The sequence below is a fragment of the Pantoea sp. YU22 genome, assembly GCF_003970755.1.
Classification (GTDB): domain Bacteria; phylum Pseudomonadota; class Gammaproteobacteria; order Enterobacterales; family Enterobacteriaceae; genus Pantoea; species Pantoea piersonii.
In genome coordinates, this window is the sequence record NZ_RYDU01000023.1 from 1 (window position 1) to 19883 (window position 19883).

Below are 19883 nucleotides of genomic sequence, written 5' to 3' on the forward strand. Positions count from 1 at the left end.
ATTCGCAGCTTTTGTCGCCGCTATCTGCCCCTGGGTTCTGACAATATCCGCCGCCTGGTTCCCAATCTCCCCTATCAGCTGCGCCTCCTGCAGCCGGTTTTGTTCTTTTTCCTTGTCGAATATCGGGGAGAGCGTCTGGTTCGCGTGCTCAACGTCCCGGCTCAGCCCGCTCACGTCCTGGGCCTGGCTGGCCTGGTCGCGGATAACTATCGCCCCCTCGCTGACCGCCGCCTTCGTCGTCGAGCTGTCGCTGCCGCTGTGGTTGGCCCCCACCAGCAGCCCGTTCGCCATGTTCCCGGCAAACTGACCGGCAATGCTGCCCCCGGTGCTGATGCCCGCGCTCTGGTGCTCCACCTTATAGTCCGCGTGGTTTTCGATGTTATTCCAGCCCAGCGTGCCCGTCTCCAGCTTATTGAGGCTGGCGTCCGCCGTCGAGCCGATAACCGCCCCGTCCAGCTGCGTGTGCTCTCCAACGGTGACGTCAAAGCCCCCCTTGCCCGCAAAGATGCCGGTCTGCTCCTCCACGCTCTGCCAGTTGCTGTGCATTTTGTCCCGCGAGGCGCTCAGGCTCGCCGAGCCGGTCATGGAGCCGATGTTAAAGCTGCCCCCCGCGCTGACGCTCTGCTGCTTCGAGTCGTAGCGGTCGCTGTCCTGCTCGCTCGCCAGCGTCAGGTTGCGGCCCACGTCCGCCTTCACCCTCTCCCCGCTTACCTGCGCGCCCTGAAGCGTGGTGTCGCGCCCGCTCACCATCGTCACCTGGTTCCCCGCGCTCACCTGGGTCTCCGTATGGGTGACGCCGCTGCCCTGCTCGCTGCCCTTGCTCTTGTTGACGCTGGCGGAAATGTTGAAGCCCCAGCCGCCCTGGCCGACCCCGACGCCCACGCCAAGGGTGCCGCCGTGACTCTCGTTTTTGCCCTCCAGCGACGAGGTGTTCTCCGCCGAAAGCAGGCTGAGGTCCCGGTTCGCCGACAGCAGCACGTCCTTGCCGGCCTGCAGCTGGCTGCCCTGCACCCTCAGGTCGCCGTCGGCCCCTTTCGCCCCGCTGCCCCGCGCCACCACGCTCAGGTTATCTCCCGCCGTCAGGCTGCTGCCCTGGGCGGTGCGCTGCTCGCTGTTCTGGGTCGAGGTGGAGGACTGGCTGCCGTAAGAGAGGCTGATGCCGATGGTATTGCTGTTCTGTGGGCTGTTGCCCTGCGCCGCCGCCAGGCGCGCGGCCTGCACCGCCTCCACGCCGTTGAGCGCGGCTTTGGTGGCCTGCAGCGCCGCCAGCCGTCCGCTGTCGGCGGACTTCGCCTCCTGCACCGTCTGCGTCGCCGTATTCAGCGCGCTGCCCACCGTACCGGAGAGCGCCAGCGTGAGGCCGGAGGTTTTCTGCTCCACCTTGCGCGTCTGGCTGCTCTGGTTCTCCGCCGCGGTGATGCTCACCTCCCGGCCGTCCAGCGTCAGGTTTTTACCGGCGATAAGCTCGGAGCCGGTAACGTCAAGGCGGTTGCCCGCCTCCAGCGTCACGTTGCCGTTAACGCTGCCGACGGTGCTGCCCTGGTTAGTCAGCTCCTGCCCCGTCTCGGTGGTTTTCAGGCTCTGCGAGCCGATACTGAAACCGATGCCGCCGGTGCCTGACAGCCCGCTCTTTTTCTCCTGCGACAGATGCTGTTCGCTGTTGCGCTCCGTGGCGCCCAGGATGCTGAGATCGTTGCCCGCCTGCAGGACGACGTCGTTGGTGCCCGTAACCTGGCTGCCCTGCACGCGCAGGTCGTTGCCCGCCGCGACCGTGACGCTGTCGCCGCTCAGCGCGCTGCCCTCCGCCGTCTGCTGCGAAATCTGATCGCGCGTTTTGAGGGTGCTTTTCGACAGCCAGCCGCTGCTGCCGGTCGCCTTGTAGCGCTCATCCAGATCCTTAGTGTTCTCGCCGTTGAGAAGCGTCACGTCGTGGCCGGCGGTAAGGGCCAGCGCGTCGTCCGCTGAGAGGGTGGCGGCGCTTGCGTTCAGATCGTTGCCCGCCAGCAGGCTAACATCGCCTTTGCCCACCACTTCGCTACCGACCTGCTGCGTGTTGCCCTGTTTCAGGCTGTTGTCTGCGTCCCAGACGATATCGTCGCGGCTTGCGGTAGTGACGGTGTTAAGACTGAGGTCGCGGCCCGCATGGATCACCGTCTGGCTCTCCTCGCCGCTGTTGACCACCTGCGCCGCCGTCAGGTTGATATCGCGCCCGGCCTGCAGGATCAGCCTGCCGTCGTCGCCCTGCACGTACATGCCCGCCACGCTGTCGACGCTGGTGCGCGCAAAGCTGTTATCGCCGTTCTGGCTCTCGACGCTGCGCGTGGTGCTGACGGCGTTGATATCCCGACCGGCGTTTGCCAGCAGCGCGTCGGTGCCCTGGATCGCGCCGCCGATGTTATTAATATCGGTGCGGGCGTTAAGATCCACGCTCGCGCCTTTAATGGTGCCCGCCAGGTTAGTGATGTTGTCGGCGCTCAGCTTCACTACTTCGCGTCCGGCCAGGGTGCCGCTGTTAAACAGCCCGCCGCCGAGGTTCAGGTTGAGTTTGCGGCCCGCAATCAGCGCGCCGCTGCCGTCCACATCGCCCGGCTGCACGCGCGCGTAAACCTGCGGCACCAGTACCGTCTGGCTGGAGCCGTCCGGCAGGCTGACCTGCGCGTTGACCAGCCAGACGATATCCTCGGTCAGCAGCGCCATCTGCTCCGGCGTCAGCGCCACGCCGAGCGTCAGGTTGTACTGCTTGCCAAAGGCGATGCCGTTGTTCATCAGCGCCTTGTACTGATCTTCGTCGTTGCTGTATCCGTCCAGATAGCGCTGGCCCGTCAGGTTGATTACCTGCTCACGGATCAGGCGCTGCTCGTAAAAACCGTCGCCGAGGCGCTTCATGACGCTATCGCTGTTCTGCGTCAGTGCGTCCTGCATATAGTCGCTGCTCAGCCACTGCTTCTCCTGGGTGAAGCGCGGATCGGTCTCTACCAGATATTTGCCGTCGGGCGACGGGTTGGTCTTAAACAGGCTGTTATCCGGCAGGCGCGTATCCGGCCCGACGATGCGCACCACGCGCGCCGCTTCTCCCTGCTGCGGCGTAACGCTGCTGGCGACCTCGAAGCGCTGGCCCGGCTTGAGCGCGGCGGCAGCAATGCCTGGCAGCGTGCCGGTATCGACCTTCTGCAGGTCAGGCGAAAGCGTGCTGCCCGCCACGGCGGCGCTGACGCTGCCGGTATGGCCGATAACCGCGTTGGTTCCCTGCGCGCTCTGCGGCGCAATCGTGACCGGGCTGCCGCTGATGTCGCCGTGATCGACCAGCTCGCTCGGCTTCAGCGCAATCGTCTCAATCACATCCGGCGGCGTATAGGCCGAGGTTTTTTTGCCCTGACTGTCACCGCCTTTATGGCGGATGCGGTAGTAGCGGGTGGACTTACCAACGTCGGTCGTGATGCGCTGGCCCGCCACCTCGACGTTATCCAGCTCGCCCGCGTTCATCGTCAGCGTATTGCCCGCCACCATCTGGCTTTTATCGTTGAACACCTTATCGGCGTTCACCGTCATATTGCCGCCCGCGATAATCTTCGCCGGATCGCTTTCGGCAATCTGCGTCTCCTGCACCGTGCGGGTGTAGTCATACTGGGTGAAGCGGTCGTGGTTGCTGCCGGTTTTGCCCGGCGTGTTGAGGTTGCGCAGCGAGTCAGCGGAGTTGCGATCGACAAAGACGCCCTCTTCACCCGCTTTCCAGCGCACCGTATCACCCGACTGCTGATACTCAGTGATCGCCTCCGTGGAAACGGTCGCCAGCCCGGTGCTGAAATGATCGTTGACGTTATTGATCTGTCCGGCGGTAAGGAGCATATCGCCCGCCGACTCAATGGTCGCGCTGTGGTTATTGATGGTATCGGCCTTGCCGGTCGCCAGCCCGTCGGCATCCAGTTCGCCGCCCAGCGCCATATCCCCTGCGCTGTAGATCAGGCCGTGATCGCGGTTGTTCAGCGTCTGGACGCCGATATCGACCCGCTCGCGTCCGGCCAGCGTGGCGGCAGTGCCGTTTTCCGCCAGGTTATTGAAGACCCCAGCCTGCACGCCCACCGTATCGCCGTAGATACGGCCGCTGCCGATATTGGTTAAGGTGCCAGCCTTCAGCAGCGTCTGTTTGCCGTCGATCAGGCCGTAGTTGGTTAGCTGGCCGTTCAGCGTCAGCCAGTCCTGCCCGGCGTTGATTTCGCCGCTGGCGGCGTTCAGCAGATTACTGGCGCGCAGATCCAGCTTACCGCCCGCCAGCAGCTTGCCGCTGTTGGTGACGTCGCCTGGCGTGGTGAAGTTAAAGTTGCCGTTGGCGATCATCTCGCCGCTGTTGTTCAGGCTCTGCTGGCTGACCAGCGTGATATCGCCGAGGGAAAGCAGTTGCCCGTCGCCGCCGATGCGATCGGCGCGGATCGCCAGCGATCGGCCCGCTTTGACGACGCCCGCGCTGTTGGTCAGCGTCAGACCGTCGCCCTGAAGCGATAACGCCTCTCCGGCGCTTATCTGCCCGCTGCTGTTGTCGATCGGGCCGGTGCTGTTGATGGTCAGTTGCTTATCGGCCAGCAGCGCGCCGCGCTGGTTAGCCAGGCTACCGATGTTGATCTCGATATTCGCCGCTTCGATGCCCTGCTGCGCGCCCTGGGTGTCCTGATTATTCAGCTGCAGCGCGTTAAGTACGGCGTTCGCGCCGCTGCGGATAAGCCCGGCGGCGTTATCTATCGCGCCCTGCGCGCTCGACAGCAGCAGATCGCCGATGCTCTGGATCTGCCCGCCGCGGTTATCCAGATGCGTGGCATTGAGGCTGGCCGCCTGTTCGCTGACCACGCGCCCACCATTGCGGTTATCCAGCTCGCCGCTTTCCAGCCAAAGGTCGCCCTTCGCGCCCAGCGTACCGCCCTGATTGTCGAGATCGCCGCTTTGCAGGCGCAGATCGCCCAGGCTGTAGAGCGTGCCGTTTTCGTTGTTGATGCCCTGACCGTTGCTGTCAACAAGCACGCTACCGCCCTGCAGCAGGCCTGCCCGGTTATTGAGTGCGGATTGTGTGGCGAGGCGGAGCTGGTTTTGCGCTACCAGCGTACCAGCCGCATTATTTAACCCGCCTGCATCCAGCTGCAAGGCTTTTCCGCTCAGGGCCAGACCCTGCGCGTTATCCATTTTCTCTGCGGCGATAACCATATCGCCCTGGCTGGTCAGGCCGCCTTTGTCGCCGCTGTTTTGGTTGAGCAGCGTGTCCACGCCGATATCGAGGCGATCGCCGCTCTGGATCAGGCCGCCTTCGCTGTTGTTCAGCGTGCCGCCGCGCAGCGTCAGCGCCTGCTGCGCCGCCACCTGCCCGTCGCGGTTATCCAGCACGCCGAAATCCAGCTGGCCCGTCTCGCCGCTCGCCAGCGTGCCCTGGCCGTTGAGCAGCTCTCCGGCGGTCACGCGCAGCGCCTTGCCCGCGCCGATAACGCCGCTCTGGTTATCCAGCAACTGTGTCGCGCTCAGGGTCAGCCCCTGGCCCGCTTTAATCGTCCCGCTCTGGTTGTTGATAGTCTCCGCAGCGGCGGAAAGCCCCGCCTGTGAGGCCAGGGTGCCGTGCTGATTCACCAGCTCCGCGCCCTGGAAAAGAAGCTCGCCCTGGCTGGCGATAAAGCCCTGCTGGTTGTCGGTCGCGCCTGCGTTAAGGGTAAGCGCGCCCAGACTGCTGATGCCGCCCTTGCTGCCGCTGTCGCGGTTGCTCAGCGCATAGCCGTGGGTGTCGATGCTGGCATCGCCGCCCGACTGCAGCAGGCCCGCGTCGTTGGTCAGCGCGCCGTCGCTGCTGATCTGCAGGCGCTGCTTGCCCACCAGCGTGCCGCCGCTGTTATTGAGCCCCTGGGTAGTCAGTTGCGTATCGCCGCCGCCCGCCAGCATCCCCTGGCGGTTATCCAGTTCGCCGCTGCGCAGCGTCAGCGCGCCGGAGCTGAGTATGCCGCCGCTGTCGCCGCTCAGCTGGTTGCTCAGGCGCGCGCCGTGCGTATCGAGCAGCAGATCGCCACCTGCCTGCAGCAGCCCGCCGTCGTTATTCAGCGCGCCGCTGTCGCTGTGCAGCGCGCCAGTGGCGGCGATAACGCCGTTCTGGTTATCCAGCGCGTTCTGGCCCAGCGCCAGCGTAAGGTTATCGCCGAGCAGCTTGCCGCCCTGATTCTCCAGCCCGGCGGCATTGAGGGTAAAGTCCTGCTGCGCTTCGAGGCGTCCAGCCTGATTCGCCAGCGCCTGCTGCGTCGTAATGCTGCCGCTGCCCGTCGCCGCCGTCACCTTGCCCTGGCTGTTGTCCAGCCGCTCGGCGTTTAGCGTAACGTTGCGGCTCGCCGCCACTTCGCCCTGGCGGTTATCCACCGCGCCGCTTACCTGCGCCGTCAGGCTGCCCTGCTGCGCGGCGACGAGGGTGCCGGAGCGGTTATTGAGCGCCGCCGCACTGAGATCGATATCGCCGTTGGCCGCCAGCTGGCCGCTTTCATTGTCGAGCGCGCCGCGCGTATGCAAACGCATCGCGCCGCTGCCGCTCTGCACTATCTGGCCCTGGCGGTTCGACAGGCTGTCGGCATCAGCATCGATCTGCTGAGCGGAAGTGGTACCGTTATCGAGGTTAAGCTCGCCGCCGCGCAGGCTGAGCTGGCCGTTCGAGATCAGCCTGCCGCCACTGCCCTGCAGGCTGCGTGCGTTAACCGCCAGCGTGCCGCTGCCGGCATGGGTAATATCGCCGGACTGATTATCCAGGGTGTCGGCGCTAAGAGTCAGATTGCCGCTGTTGGTCGCAATGCGCCCGCCGCGGTTATTCAGGTCGCCCTGCAGCGTCAGCGAAAGATCGTCGCCGCCGGTTTGCGTAATCTGGCCCTGCTGACTGGAGAGATCGTGAGCGTGCAGATCGAGCTTATTCGCCGTCAGCGTGCCGCCGTCGTTATCCAGCCGCTTGCCGGTGCTGGCGCTGAGCTGTTGCTGCGCGGCGATAGCGCCGTTGCGCGTAACCAGATCGCCGTCGCGGGCGTCGAGGGTGATATTTTTCCCCTGCGTCCGGCTGCCGCTGAAATCCAGCCCCTGCCCACGCGCGGCCAGGTCGCCGCCCGCCAGGTTCTGCCCCTGCGCGGTCAGCTTGCCTGAGGTAGCGAGCGTCAGATCGCCTGAGTCGTCGATCTTGCCGTCGCTCTGCACGCCAGCGGCGAGGATGCTCTCTTTGGTGCTGTTCAGGCTGGCTGCCTGAAGCGTGAGGTTATTGCGTGCGGCAACAGAGCCACTGTTCGCTACGTCCGCCGCGCTGGAGAGCGTGGCGTTGCCGCCGGAGAAGATCGCGCCGCTGTTGCTGACGCCCTCGCTGGCGGCAACCTGCAGCTCGCCGCTGCTCTGTATGCTGCCGCTGTTCTCAATACGTCCGTCGGCGCTGATCACGACGGTGCCCGCCTGCGCGCCGATGCTGCCGGCGTTGCGTACGCCGACGCCCGCTTCGGTGCCAATCAAACGAATTTTTCCGGCATACATGCCACCAAGGCTGGAGACATCGAGCGCCATCTGCGGGCGCGAGGCGGGATCGTCGCTCTGTTTCGTTACCTGCTGATGCGCCGCATCCACCTGGTTGCGGCCGGTAGTCACCTTCAGGTCGTTAGCCCAGACGCTGGCGTTGATTTTTACCGAGCGGGCGATAATGTCGGTGTAGTCCTGACGCGAGCTGTCCATCCCTGCGCCTTCGACCGCCACCTCTCCGCGCTCGACGTTAAAGCCGGTGAGGTTGCCGTTATTCATCTGCGCCTGGCCTGTGGTCAGCGTGGCGCGGTTGGCGTTGATAAAACCGCAGCCGTTGCAGGTGATGCCGGACGGGTTGGCGATCACCACCTCCGCTTTTTGTCCCGCCACTTCCACAAAACCGTTCAGGCGGCTGGGATCGCGCGAGTTGACCTCGTTGAGGATCACTTTGGCTTCGCCTCTGGCGAGCCAGGGGTTGCCGCTCACCATGCCGCCCAGTTCGGTCTGCACGTTTTTATGCGAGTTGTTCAGGATGGCGCCCTGCTGCCCGACATCGAACTGGCTGTAGCTGTTGCGCGAAACGCCGCCTGCGGAGGGGGTCTGGATATTGATCTGCGGCGTGCCGTTGGCGCTGTTGATAATGGTCGGCTGCTGTCCGCCAGGTGCCTGCGCGTCCGCCACGATCGCGGCACTGGCGGGCTGTATCACACCCATCGCCAGCCAGAGGCTAAAACTCAGCGCCCCGACTTTGCCGATCAGGCGGCTCAGGGTATGGCCCACGCCGGAGGAGCGGGAACTGCCCGCGCGGCCCGAACGGGCAATATCGGCCACCACCATCAGCATGCCGCGCGCTTTGTTGAAAATGATTCGGTACAGGTTTCTGTTCATCTAATGTCCTTATCAGATTTGTGGCAGCTCCACGGCGAGCGGATGCTGCTGCTGCCAGCGTTTTGCCGCCTCATGGCTGACGCTGCCGCCATGAAAGTTAAACACGCGCTTGCCGCGCTGCTCTCCGCGATGATCCAGCGCCCGCCAGCAGGCGTGAGGAAAGAGGTCGCGGCGCACCAGACGGCTCATCGCCAGCGTATGGCCGAAGGGCGCGATCCAGTCGCAGCACCACATGCGATCGCCGCTATTCCAGTCTTCAGGCGGAAAATGGATGGCGGGCAGCGTGAGATAGCGCGCTTCCGTCTCCCTGTTCAGCCAGGCCCAGCTAAAGAAAAACACCGGCTGGCCCGCCTCCGCCACCAGAACGTACTGCTGCTGTTTGATAATCGGCAGCAGCAGCGTCGGCAGCGCGTGCAGCGGCGCGTCGCGGTGCAGCGGCGAATGCATCCATAGCCAGACGGCGGCGCCCAGCACCTCCGCCTCGCTCTCGTCGCCGCCGAGGATCAGCGGTGATTTAATCTCATATTGTCCTGCGCGCATGTCGGCCTCTCAGTAGCTCCAGTTAAGGTTGAAGCCGAGCGTGACGTTGCTGGTGCGCAGGCCATCCGGTCGGGAGAACGGCGTGCCGATAAACAGGTCATAGCCGGTGTTGAACGCCTGCCCGCGCAGCCCCGCCACGCCGCCCGCCAGATGCTGGCCGGTTAACAGTTCGCTGCCAGCGCCGCCGACTTCGCCGTAATCCGCGCCCAGGTAGAACTCCTGCGCGGGCAGCGGCGTGCTCCAGGCGATATCGTTGCGCACATACCAGCCGCGGCTGGCATTAAGCGTGCGTTCGCCGTCGAAGCCGCGCACCGTCCAGCGGTTGCCGATAGCGAACTGCTCCTGCGGCGTAAGCGGCGTGTTGCTCATCTGGCGCAGATACTGCATGTTGTAACGAAAATGCTGATCGCCAAGCGTAAACGGCAGATTGAACTGCGCATTAAGCTGCACGATTTTGCTCAGCGCCGTCGCCTCGCCGAAATACTCCTCCGGCGCAGGCTGCGCGCCAAACCAGCGCGTGCCGCGTTGATAGCTGATGCCCGCGTCCAGCGTAGCCTGCTGAATGTAGTGGCGATGCTGCAGACCGATACGCCAGGCGGCGGTCTGTCGCCGCTGCACCTGCACTTCGGTGTCGTTGATATAGTTGCGGCTTTCGCGCGTCAGCACGTCATAGGTAAAGGAGGTTTTCTGCGTGCCGCTGCGGTGCAGCACGCGGCTGATCTGGAAATCGAGGCTTTTGCTTTTGCCGCTGTAGCGATAATCCTGCTTACGTCCGGCCACCGTCTGGTGATAGTCGTAATCGCTGCCCGTCGCGGAGAACATCCAGTAGCCGAACGGCACCGAATAGTGGCCGGTGAGGTTTTTGCTGCCCTTGCCGCCCTGGCCCTGCAGGTCGTGCGTGGCCGACAGATAAAAGAGATCGCTCAGCGCAAAAGGGTTGTCGAGCGAAAGCGTCACGCCGCCCAGATAGCGGCCGGTGCTGCGGGTGCCGGAGTCATCCAGCGAGACGCCGACGCGCCACATCTTTTTCTGCTGCCAGCGCACCTGAATGTCGCTTTCGCCAGGCTGTTCGCCGGGAACCACCGACATATCCGCCTGCACGGTCGGCAGGCGCTGCAGATTTTCCAGCCCCTGTTCGATATCCCGTAAATCAAGCAGGTTGCCCGCATGAGCAGGAAAGGCGCTATAGAGCCAGAGATAGTGGTCGCTCTCCGGCGTCAGTTTCGCCTCGCGCACGTAGCCCGGCACGATCACCAGACGCAGCGCGCCGCTGTTGAGATCCTGCGACGGCGCCAGCACGCGCGTAGTGACATAGCCGTGATCCACCAGCCGGTTTTGCAGCGTGCTCATCAGCAGGTTGATGCCTTTCGCCCCCAGGCAGCGCCCCTGCGCCTGGCTGGCGATGCGGTTAAGCGGCAGCCAGCGGGGCAGCGCCTGCTGCCCCTGCAGCTCGACGCGCTCGATAGTGAAACAGGGACGTTCAGCGGGAAAAACGATGCTGCCGAAGCTGGAAGACGGCGGCGAAAGACGCACATCCGGCGCTTTCGGTTCAATCTGGCGCTCCAGCGCCTGCTGGCGCTGTTGCTGGAGGCGTAGCTGGTCATTTCCGTCAGGCAGCGCCTCTGCGGCGGTGGCCTGTGCGGTAAAAAACGCGCCGTTCAGCAGAGCGACGGAGAAAAGAATACATTTATGCTGGAAAACCATCCGACAATCCCTGTCACGTAAAGTAATCGTAAATTATGTTAACTCAGGTAAAAGTGGCCGCATATTACCCATAATTTACTGTTAGCGACAACTTTCGTTTGCTGATTTTTTAAGCTGAATGTTTAGGGGATTTTACCGGTTTTCGTAATAAAACCGGAGCGGTGAGCGCGGATACAGGGGAGTTTGCAGAGGAAAAATTTAAGACCATTCTTAACCACAGAAACGGGCTAAAAAATGGAAAAGCGGCGAGTCGCCTCGCCGCCGATGATTTAGCGTACAATGACCGTCAGTAAAATCAGCGCAATGGCGATAACAGCCACGCCAATAAACGCCCGATCGAGCCTTACCCTTCTCATTGCCGCCCTCCTAGAACCACTGACCGAAGCGGCGGATATAGATCCGTTTCATTCCCTGAGCCACCAGGCAGTAGCCGAACAGCGTCGCCACCAGCCAGGGGAAATAGGCGAGCGGCAGCGGCGCCAGTCCAACCATCGCGCCAAGCGGCGAGAACGGAATGCCGATGCCAAGCGCCATAATGCCGAACGTAGTCAACAGTACCGGCAGCGCCGCGCGGCTCTGAATAAAGGGGATTTTCTGCGTGCGCAGCATATGCACCACCAGCGTCTGCGACAGCAACCCTTCAACAAACCAGCCGGACTGAAACAGCGACTGCGCGCCCGTATGATTGGCGCCGAAGACGTACCACATCAGCGCAAAGGTGGTGATATCGAACAGCGACGAGGTCGGCCCCATCCACAGCATAAAGCGCCGGATATTGCTGGCGTCCCATTTGCGCGGCTTGCGCAGGAACTCCGCATCCATCTTGTCCCAGGGCAGCGCCAGCTGGGAGATGTCATACATCAGGTTCTGCAGCAGCAGCTGAATCGACAGCATCGGCAGAAACGGAATAAAGGCGCTGGCAATCAGTACGGAAAAGACGTTGCCGTAGTTAGAGCTGGCGGTCATATTCAGGTACTTGATGATATTGCCGAAGGTTTCGCGCCCTTTCAGCACGCCCTCTTCCAGCACGCGCAGATCTTTCTCCAGCAGGATAATATCGGAGGACTCTTTGGCGATATCCGCCGCGCTGTCGACCGAAATCCCGACGTCGGCGTCGCGCAGCGCCGGGGCGTCGTTAATGCCGTCGCCGAGGAAGCCTACCGTGTGGCCGTTCTGCTGAAACAGACGTACCAGCCGCGCTTTCTGCGGCGGCGTCAGCCTGGCGAACAGGCTGCTCCGCTCTGCGGCCTGCGCCAGCTCGCCGTCGCTCATCGCCTCGATCTCATCGCCGGTCAGCATCGCGCTGGCGTCCAGTCCCACCTCCTGGCAGATACGCGCCGTGACCACCGGGTTGTCACCGGTCAGCACTTTGACCGCCACGCCGTTGTCGCGCAGCGCCTGAATCGCCTGGCCTGCGCTCGCTTTTGGCGGATCGAGGAAAGTCAGCATCCCTTCCAGCGTCAGCTCGCGCTCATCCGCCTGCGCCAGCGGCGGCGCGATGTCGCCTGCGCGCGTTGCCACCAGCAGCACGCGGAAGCCCTGCTGGTTATACTCTTCGGCCAGCGCCTGCAGCATCGCCCGGCGGTCGTCACAGAGCGGGACGCACTCACCGTAAAGGCGAATCGTTGTCGACACGGCAAGCATCTCTTCGACAGCACCTTTACAGACCAGCAGCGACTCGCCCTGCTGCAGATCTTCCAGCAGCACCGACAGGCGACGCCGCGCGAAATCAAAAGGCAGTTCATCCTGTTTGTGGTAGCGGCTGCGCTGCGTCTCGCTGACCTGCATCGCGCCTGCGCGCATTACCGCGCGATCCATCGGATTTTTGCTTCCCGTCTGGCTGTTGCTGTTCAGCCAGCCAAGCAGCAGCACGCGCGCATCCTCGTCGCCGGCGCAGTTAAGCGCGTGCGACAGCTGGATCTCATCCTGCGTCAGGGTGCCGGTTTTATCGGTGCAGAGCAGATCCATCGCGCCGAGGTTCTGAATCGCGTTCAGGCGCTTAACGATAACTTTGCGCCGCGCCATCGCCATGGCCCCTTTCGCCAGATTAGAGCTGACGATCATCGGCAGCATCTCTGGCGTCAGCCCCACGGCGACGGCCAGCGCGAACAGCGTGGCGTCGGTCCAGTCTCCTTTGCTGAAGCCATTAATAAACAGCACCACCGGCACCATAATCAGCATAAAGCGGATCAGCAGCATGCTGACGCTGTTGACGCCGCGATCGAAAGCGGTCTGGGCGCGGCTGCCGACCAGCGACTTCGCCAGCGACCCGAACCAGGTCAGGCTGCCGGTCGCGACGACAACGGCGCACGCGCTGCCGCTGGATACGCTGGCGCCCATCAGGCAGATGTTATCCAGCTCCAGCAGGCTCTTGCCGCTCGCTGGCGCGCTGCTGCTTTTTACCGCCACATCGGCGCTGAGGTCCACTTTCTCGACCGGCAGCGACTCGCCGGTCAGCACGGCCTGGCTGACGGAAAGATCGCGCGAGCTGATAAGGCGGACATCGGCGGGCACCAGATCGCCCGCGCTGAGCAGAACGATATCGCCTGGCACCAGCTCGCGCATGGCGACCTCCTGCGGCGCGCCGTCGCGCATGGCGGTCGCCGTCGTGCGGACCAGCGACTTCAGCGCCTGCGCGGCGCGGTTGGTACGAAACTCCTGCCAGAAACGCAGCATGGCGCTCAGCGTTACCATGGTGCAGATAATAGTGACGCCGGTGAGATCGCCCTCGTCGCCCGCGCGCAGCGGCAGCCAGTAGTCGGTGAAAAAACTCACCAGCGCCAGTGCCAGCAGCACGTAGATAAAGGGGTTATGAAACGCCATCAGCAGCTGCAACAGCGCAGGCGGCGCTTTTTCCTGCGCCACGTCGTTAGGGCCGAACTGCGCCAGACGGCGCTCCGCCTCCTGCTGGCTCAGGCCTGCCGCCTGGCTATGCAAACTGGCCAGCGTCGCCTCGACAGAGCGACTCGCTTCCTGCTCAATTAAATATTTTTTTTCGCCGTTTCGCGCAGCGCCGCGGCTATTTTTCGCCAGCGTTTGGCTTTCCAGTTTTAATTCGGACATAGTAAATTCTCCCTACAACAGGCAAAGCAATCCCGACATGCGAAAATACGCATGCGTAAAAAGTTAAATATTAAAAAGGATGCGTAGCGTGAGGGCCGAATAAGCCGCAGGCGTAAGCGTCTCGCCGCGTATGGATAGCGATGCGGCGAAAAAGCGCAGGCGCAGGGCGCAGCCAGTCAGCTACGCGCAGCGAGGAGGAGGAAACAGAGCGTGCGAAAAAAGCAGCATAACGATCGCCTTATCGTGAATAAGCTTATTCAGGAAGCAATCGTTATTAAACAGGATTGCTGCCCGCCGGGTGGCAAGCAGCATGAAAATTCAGCTTGCCAGTATCTGTAAAAATGTCGAATGACTGTCCAAGTGAATTCTCCAGTAGGAAGTTGCCGCTATTATAAGCGCGTCGCATTAAGGGTAAAGATTAAAATAACGCTAAATAGACTTTGTTGAGGTTCTGTTTCTCTATACTTGTTAAACGCGGTTTTTTGCCGCTTATAACCATAGCGCAAGCCTTATAACTTTAATGCATAAGGTTAGCCCATAATAGACTATTCTTCCTTTAAGCCCTTCCGTACACTCGCGTTACTACTTTATAAGGCAAGGAATTACCATGAAAAAAACTGTCGCTTCCCTGTTGGCAATGTCGCTGACAGCCGCCTTTGCCGCGCATGCCGTCACGCCGAAAGATACGCTGGTTATCGCTCAGTCCATTGATGACGCCGACAGCTTCGATCCCGCCAAAGGCTTTGAGCTGACCAGCGTGCAGGCTTTTACCAATATTTATCAGCGTCTGGTCCAGTCCGATCCGCAAAATCCGACAGATCTGAAACCGACGCTCGCCGCCAGCTGGCAGCCGGGCAGCGACAACCGCAGCCTGACCTTTGAACTGCGCAAAGACGCCCGCTTCGCCAGCGGCAATCCGCTGCGCCCGGAAGATGTCATCTTCTCGCTGGGCCGCGTGGTGAAGCTTAACCTCGATCCCTCTTTTATTTTGACGCAGCTCGGCTGGACCAAAGAGAACGTTGACGGCTTTCTGAAGAAGGTCGACGACAACCACGTTCAGATTAGCTGGACCGCCAACGTCAGCCCGACCTACGTGCTGAGCCTGCTGTCAGCGCCGGTCTCCTCTATTGTCGATGAAAAAACCGTGAAGGCGAATGAGAAAAACGGCGATCTGGGCAACGGCTGGCTGGCGACCAACTCGGCGGGCAGCGGCCCCTATCAGATCCGTAAAGTGGTGCTGCACCAGGTCGTGCTGCTGACCGCGAATCCCACTTCGCCTGCGGGCGCGCCGAAGCTGAAAAACGTACTGATTAAAAACGTGCCGGAACCGGCGGCACGCCGTCTGCTGCTGGAGCAGGGCGACGCGGATATCGCGCGTAACCTCGGCGCCGATCAAATCGCCGCGCTGAAAGGCAAAGCGGGCGTGAAAACCGAAGCGATTCCGATGGCATCGCTCTACTATATTCAGTTCAACGTCGGCGCCAACGATACCCTGAAAAACCCGGCGCTGTGGGAAGCAGCGCGCTACCTGTTCGACTATAAAGGCATCGCCAGCGAGCTGCTGAAAGGCCAGTTCGACGTGCACCAGACCTTCCTGCCGAAGGGTTTCCTCGGCGCGGTCAACGACACGCCTTACAGCTACGATCCTGAGAAGGCGAAAGCGATTCTGCAGAAAGCGGGCCTGACCAACGTCAGCTTCAATCTCTCTACCAGCAACCAGCCGCCCTATCTCGATATCGCGCAGGCGTTGCAGGGCAGCTTCGCCAAAGGCGGCGTGAAGATCAACGTGCAGCCGGGTCTGAGTTCGGAAGTCTCCACCAGCGTGAAGGCGCATAAGTATCAGGCGACGCTGAACGCCTGGGGCGCGGACTATTTCGATCCCAACACCAACGCCGCCTCTTTCGCCTATAACCCGGAAGATGGCAGCAAAACCATCGCTTACCGTTCAGACTGGCATATCCCTGAGCTGAATAAGCAGGTGCTGGCGGCGACGGCGGAAAGCGATCCGCAGAAGCGCGTGGCGCTCTATGAAGCGATGCAGAAATCGGTGCTGAAAAGCTCGCCGTACGTTATCGGCCTGCAGGCGCGCAACCTGATCGCGCTGCGCGACAACCTGAAAGGCTACGTGCAGGGCATTAACCCTGACATGGTTTACTACTCGCAGGTCAGCAAATAATGGCGCAGTCAGCCTCCGATGCCGGGTTCGCCCGGCATATCTGGCCGCGCCTGTCGCGGTTCGTCACCAGCCTGCTGTCGCTGCTGGTGACGCTGCTCGGGCTGCTGGCCTTTACCTTTATGCTGTCCCACCTTTCGCCAGTAGATCCGGTGCAGCAGATCGCTGGCGATCACGCCAGCGAAGCGACCTACGCTCAGGTGCGTCACGAGCTGGGGCTGGATCAGCCGGTGCTGGTGCAGTTCTGGCGCTACCTGGAGCACCTGGCGCGCGGCGACCTTGGCCTTTCCCGTCTCACTAATCAGCCGGTAGCGAACGATCTGATGCAGACCTTTCCGGCGACGATTGAGCTGGCGACCTGCGCCATGCTATTCGCCGCCCTGTTCGGCATTAGCCTGGCGCTGCTCGCCGCCTGGAAGCCGGGCAGCCTGCTCGACAATGTGGCGCGCTTTATCTCCCTGCTTGGCTATTCGGTGCCGGTATTCTGGCTCGGCCTGCTCGGGCTGCTGCTGTTTTACGCCGTACTGCACTGGTCGGCCGGGCCCGGACGACTCGATGACCTCTATGTCTATACGCTGGAGCCGAAAACCGGCTTCGTGCTGATCGACAGCTGGCTCTCCGGCGACCGCGAGATGTTCCGCAACGCTATCGCTCATCTCTGGCTGCCGGTGGTGATCCTCGGCCTGCTGGCGATGGCGGGCATTACCCGTCTGCTGCGTGCCGCGCTGCTGGAAGAGAGCAGCAAAGAGTATGTGACGCTGGCGCGCGCCAAGGGCGCCGGTCGCGGCCGCATTCTGCTGCGCCATATTTTTCCCAACGTGCTGGGCACGCTGGTGACGGTCATCGCCCTTTCCTACGCCACGCTGCTGGAAGGCTCGGTGCTGACCGAGACCGTTTTCGCCTGGCCGGGCGTCGGGCGCTATATGACCAATGCGCTCTTCTCGGCCGATGTACCGGCCATCCTCGGCTCCACGCTGCTGATCGGCGCCTGCTTTATACTGCTTAACGCCCTGGCGGACGCCTTAACCTGGTTAACCGATCCGAGAACCCGATGACGCAACAACTTTCTGAACTCGAAACCGTGCGGCCGCGCCGCCGCCGCCGTCGCGTCACCTCGCTGACCATCGGCCTGACGCTGGTAGCGATCCTGGTGCTGACCGCCCTGCTCGCGCCGCTGCTGGCGCCTTTCGATCCCAATATGCAGACGATTTCGGCGCGCCTGCTGCCGCCATCGGCGCAGCACTGGTTCGGCACCGACGGCTTCGGCCGCGATCTGCTCTCACGCGTCATTTACGGCGCGCGGCCGACCCTGCTGCTGGTGTCGCTGATCCTGGTGCTGACCATTCCGGTCGGCCTGCTGGTCGGCATTACCGCGGGCTACCTCGGCGGCTGGACGGAGCGCGTGCTGATGCGTATTACCGATATCTTTCTCTCGCTGCCTAACCTGGTTATCGCGCTGGCGCTGGTGGCAATGCTCGGCCCAGGCCTGATGAACGGCGCGCTGGCGCTGGCGCTCACCAGCTGGCCGCCCTTCGCCCGCCAGGCGCGCGCCGAAACGCTGGCGCTGCGCCGCAGCGACTATCTGGCCGCCGCGCGTATGCAGGGCATCACCGGGCTGCGCCTGATGTTCGGCCATATTCTGCCGCTCTGCCTGCCGACCGCCGTGGTGCGCGCCGCGCTCAGCCTCGGCGGCATTATTCTTTCCGCCGCCGGTCTCGGCTTCCTCGGCATGGGCGTACAGCCGCCAACCGCCGAATGGGGCTCGATGGTCGCGGAAGGCAGCAAAGTGATTTTCGACCAGTGGTGGGTCGCCGCCGCGCCGGGCGCGGCGATTCTGTTCGGCAGCCTGGCTTTTAACCTGACAGGCGACGGCCTGCGCGACCGACTGGATACCCGCCATGCCAAATGATCTGTTACTTCACGCCGAATCGCTGAGCATCCGCAGCGACGACGCGCTGCTGGTGGATGACATCAGCTTTCGCATCGGCCGCGAGCGCGTGGCGCTGGTGGGCGAATCGGGCTCCGGCAAGTCGCTGACCGCCCGCGCGCTGATGGGACTGCTCTCGCCCGCGCTGCGCCTTCACGCGCAGAAGCTTGAGGTGGCTGGCCACGACGCGCAGCGCCTGAGCGAAAAAGCCTGGAGCGCGCTGCGCGGCGATACGGTGGCGATGGTGATGCAGGACCCGAAATATGCCCTTAACCCGACGCGCACCATCGGCTGGCAGGTCGAGGAGCCGCTGCTGCTGCACCGCCGCCTGAGCCGCAGCGAGCGGAAAGAGAAAGTGTGCGAGATGCTCGACGCCGTGGGCCTGCCGCAGCCGCGCCAGCTGATGCAGCGCTATCCGCATCAGCTCTCCGGCGGCATGGGCCAGCGCGTGATGCTGGCGATCGCGCTGATCGCCGATCCCGCCTTTTTAATCGCCGACGAGCCGACCTCGGCGCTCGATCACGCCATGCGCGATCAGGTACTGGCGTTGATCCGCCGTCTGGTCGAGGCGCGCAATATGGGCCTGCTGCTGATCAGCCACGATCTGCAGCAGGTCTCCGAACACTGCGAGCGCGTGATGGTGATGTACAAAGGCCGCGTGCTCGATACCCTGCCCGCCGCCGATCTGCCGCGCGCCACCCATCCCTATACGCGCACGCTCTGGTCGTGCCGTCCGAGCAAAGCGACACACGGCGAGGCGCTGCCGGTGCTGGACCGCGCCGCGCTGGAGGCGAATCATGATTAATCTTCAGCAGCTCAGCGTCTCGCATAAGCAGGGCTATGAACTCCGCACCGTGGTGCATGAGGTCGATTTACAGGTCAACGCCGGCGAGTGTTTCGGTCTGGTCGGCCCGTCCGGTTGCGGCAAATCGTCGCTGCTGTGGGTGATGGCCGGGCTGAACCCGCACTGGCAGGGGAAAATGGCGCTGGCGGGCTGCGACGTCGCGCCGGGCAAGCCCTTTACCGGCCAGCTGCGCCGCGATGTGCAGATGGTATTTCAGGACCCCTACGCCTCGCTGCATCCGCGTCATCGCCTGCGTCGCACCCTGGCGGAGCCGCTGAAGCTGCTGCGCCGCGACAATATCGACGATCGTATTAATCAGGGCTTCCGTCACGTCGGGCTGGATCCGGCGCTGGCGGAGCGCTATCCGCATCAGCTTTCGGGCGGTCAGCGCCAGCGCGTGGCGATCGTACGTGCGCTGCTGCTGGAGCCAAAGATCCTGCTGCTGGATGAGCCGACCTCGGCGCTGGATATGTCGGTGCAGGCGGAGATCCTCAATCTGCTGAACGATCTCAAGCGCGACGACGGCCTGACGATGGTGCTGGTCAGCCACGATCCCGACGTGATCGACCATATGTGCGATCGCGCCGCGCGCATGGCGCAGGGCCGCATCGTCGAGCAGATCACCGCCTGACGGATCGCGCGAGCTGGCGCGCCTTGTGCGCTATACTCGCGCGAAATCTGTCAACAAAGAGGTCACCATGACGGTTAAGCTACGCCCGCTGGAGCGGGAAGATCTGCACTTCGTACACCAGCTGGATAATAACGCCAGCGTAATGCGCTACTGGTTTGAAGAGCCCTATGAGGCGTTTGTCGAGCTCTACGATCTCTATAACAAGCATATTCACGATCAGAGCGAGCGCCGCTTCGTCGTAGAGCACGACGGTCAGAAAGCGGGGCTGGTAGAGCTGGTGGAGATCAATCATGTCCACCGCCGCGCCGAGTTTCAGATCATTATCGATCCGGCGCATCAGGGCAAAGGGCTGGCAAGCCAGGCGGCGAAGCTGGCGATGGAGTACGGCTTCTCCGTGCTGAATCTCTATAAGCTCTATCTGATTGTCGATCAGGAGAATGAGAAAGCGATCCACATCTACAGCAAGCTGGGATTTGAGACGGAAGGCGTGCTGAAGCACGAATTTTTTATCAACGGCGAGTATCGCAATACCATCCGCATGTGCATTTTCCAGCACCAGTTCCTGGAAAGGTTCCGCTCAGGCGGCGCGATGGTGAAGCCCACCGCGCAGTAATCGCCC

The 19883-nt window shown here is 62.6% G+C and carries 11 protein-coding genes; 6 read left to right on the forward strand and 5 right to left on the reverse strand.

What is annotated here, in order from left to right:
- From EKL29_RS20780 to mgtA, 5 genes are all read right to left on the reverse strand, one after another.
- Nucleotides 1-8382 (reverse strand): hemagglutinin repeat-containing protein (locus EKL29_RS20780; protein WP_126690586.1); only part of this gene is annotated, 8382 nt, incomplete at its 3' end.
- 12 nt (nucleotides 8383-8394) lie between these two features.
- Complete coding sequence (locus EKL29_RS20785; RefSeq protein WP_126690587.1) at nucleotides 8395-8922, reverse strand: toxin-activating lysine-acyltransferase; 528 nt, start codon at nucleotides 8920-8922, stop codon at nucleotides 8395-8397.
- 9 nt (nucleotides 8923-8931) lie between these two features.
- A complete protein-coding gene (locus EKL29_RS20790) occupies nucleotides 8932-10626 on the reverse strand; it encodes a ShlB/FhaC/HecB family hemolysin secretion/activation protein (RefSeq protein ID WP_126690588.1) in 1695 nt (564 codons plus the stop codon).
- A 269-nt stretch (nucleotides 10627-10895) separates the two neighbouring features.
- Complete coding sequence (gene mgtU, locus EKL29_RS23595; protein ID WP_371315545.1) at nucleotides 10896-10982, reverse strand: magnesium transporter protection protein MgtU; 87 nt, start codon at nucleotides 10980-10982, stop codon at nucleotides 10896-10898.
- A gap of 10 nt (nucleotides 10983-10992) precedes the next feature.
- Nucleotides 10993-13689: a magnesium-translocating P-type ATPase gene (mgtA, locus tag EKL29_RS20795; RefSeq protein ID WP_126690589.1), complete on the reverse strand. Its 2697-nt coding sequence runs from the start codon at nucleotides 13687-13689 to the stop codon at nucleotides 10993-10995.
- A 607-nt stretch (nucleotides 13690-14296) separates the two neighbouring features.
- On the opposite strand from mgtA, the gene EKL29_RS20800 reads away from it, so the two are divergent.
- The 6 genes from EKL29_RS20800 to speG all read left to right on the forward strand — a co-directional run bounded on the left by EKL29_RS20800 (nucleotide 14297) and on the right by speG (nucleotide 19877).
- Entirely contained in the window at nucleotides 14297-15865 is a 1569-nt protein-coding gene (locus EKL29_RS20800; protein ID WP_120457436.1) for an ABC transporter substrate-binding protein, read from the forward strand.
- Nucleotides 15865-16917: an ABC transporter permease gene (locus tag EKL29_RS20805; RefSeq protein WP_120457434.1), complete on the forward strand. Its 1053-nt coding sequence runs from the start codon at nucleotides 15865-15867 to the stop codon at nucleotides 16915-16917. The genes EKL29_RS20800 and EKL29_RS20805 overlap by 1 nt, the downstream gene beginning before the upstream one ends.
- Nucleotides 16914-17771: an ABC transporter permease gene (locus EKL29_RS20810; protein ID WP_120457433.1), complete on the forward strand. Its 858-nt coding sequence runs from the start codon at nucleotides 16914-16916 to the stop codon at nucleotides 17769-17771. Before EKL29_RS20805 ends, EKL29_RS20810 begins: the two co-directional genes overlap by 4 nt.
- Nucleotides 17761-18594, forward strand: a complete 834-nt coding sequence (locus EKL29_RS20815) for an ABC transporter ATP-binding protein (RefSeq protein WP_120457431.1) — start codon at nucleotides 17761-17763, stop codon at nucleotides 18592-18594. Before EKL29_RS20810 ends, EKL29_RS20815 begins: the two co-directional genes overlap by 11 nt.
- Nucleotides 18587-19264: an ABC transporter ATP-binding protein gene (locus EKL29_RS20820; protein ID WP_120457429.1), complete on the forward strand. Its 678-nt coding sequence runs from the start codon at nucleotides 18587-18589 to the stop codon at nucleotides 19262-19264. Before EKL29_RS20815 ends, EKL29_RS20820 begins: the two co-directional genes overlap by 8 nt.
- Nucleotides 19265-19331: 67 nt before the next feature.
- Nucleotides 19332-19877: a spermidine N1-acetyltransferase gene (gene speG / locus EKL29_RS20825; RefSeq protein WP_120457653.1), complete on the forward strand. Its 546-nt coding sequence runs from the start codon at nucleotides 19332-19334 to the stop codon at nucleotides 19875-19877.
- Nucleotides 19878-19883 lie beyond the last annotated feature (6 nt).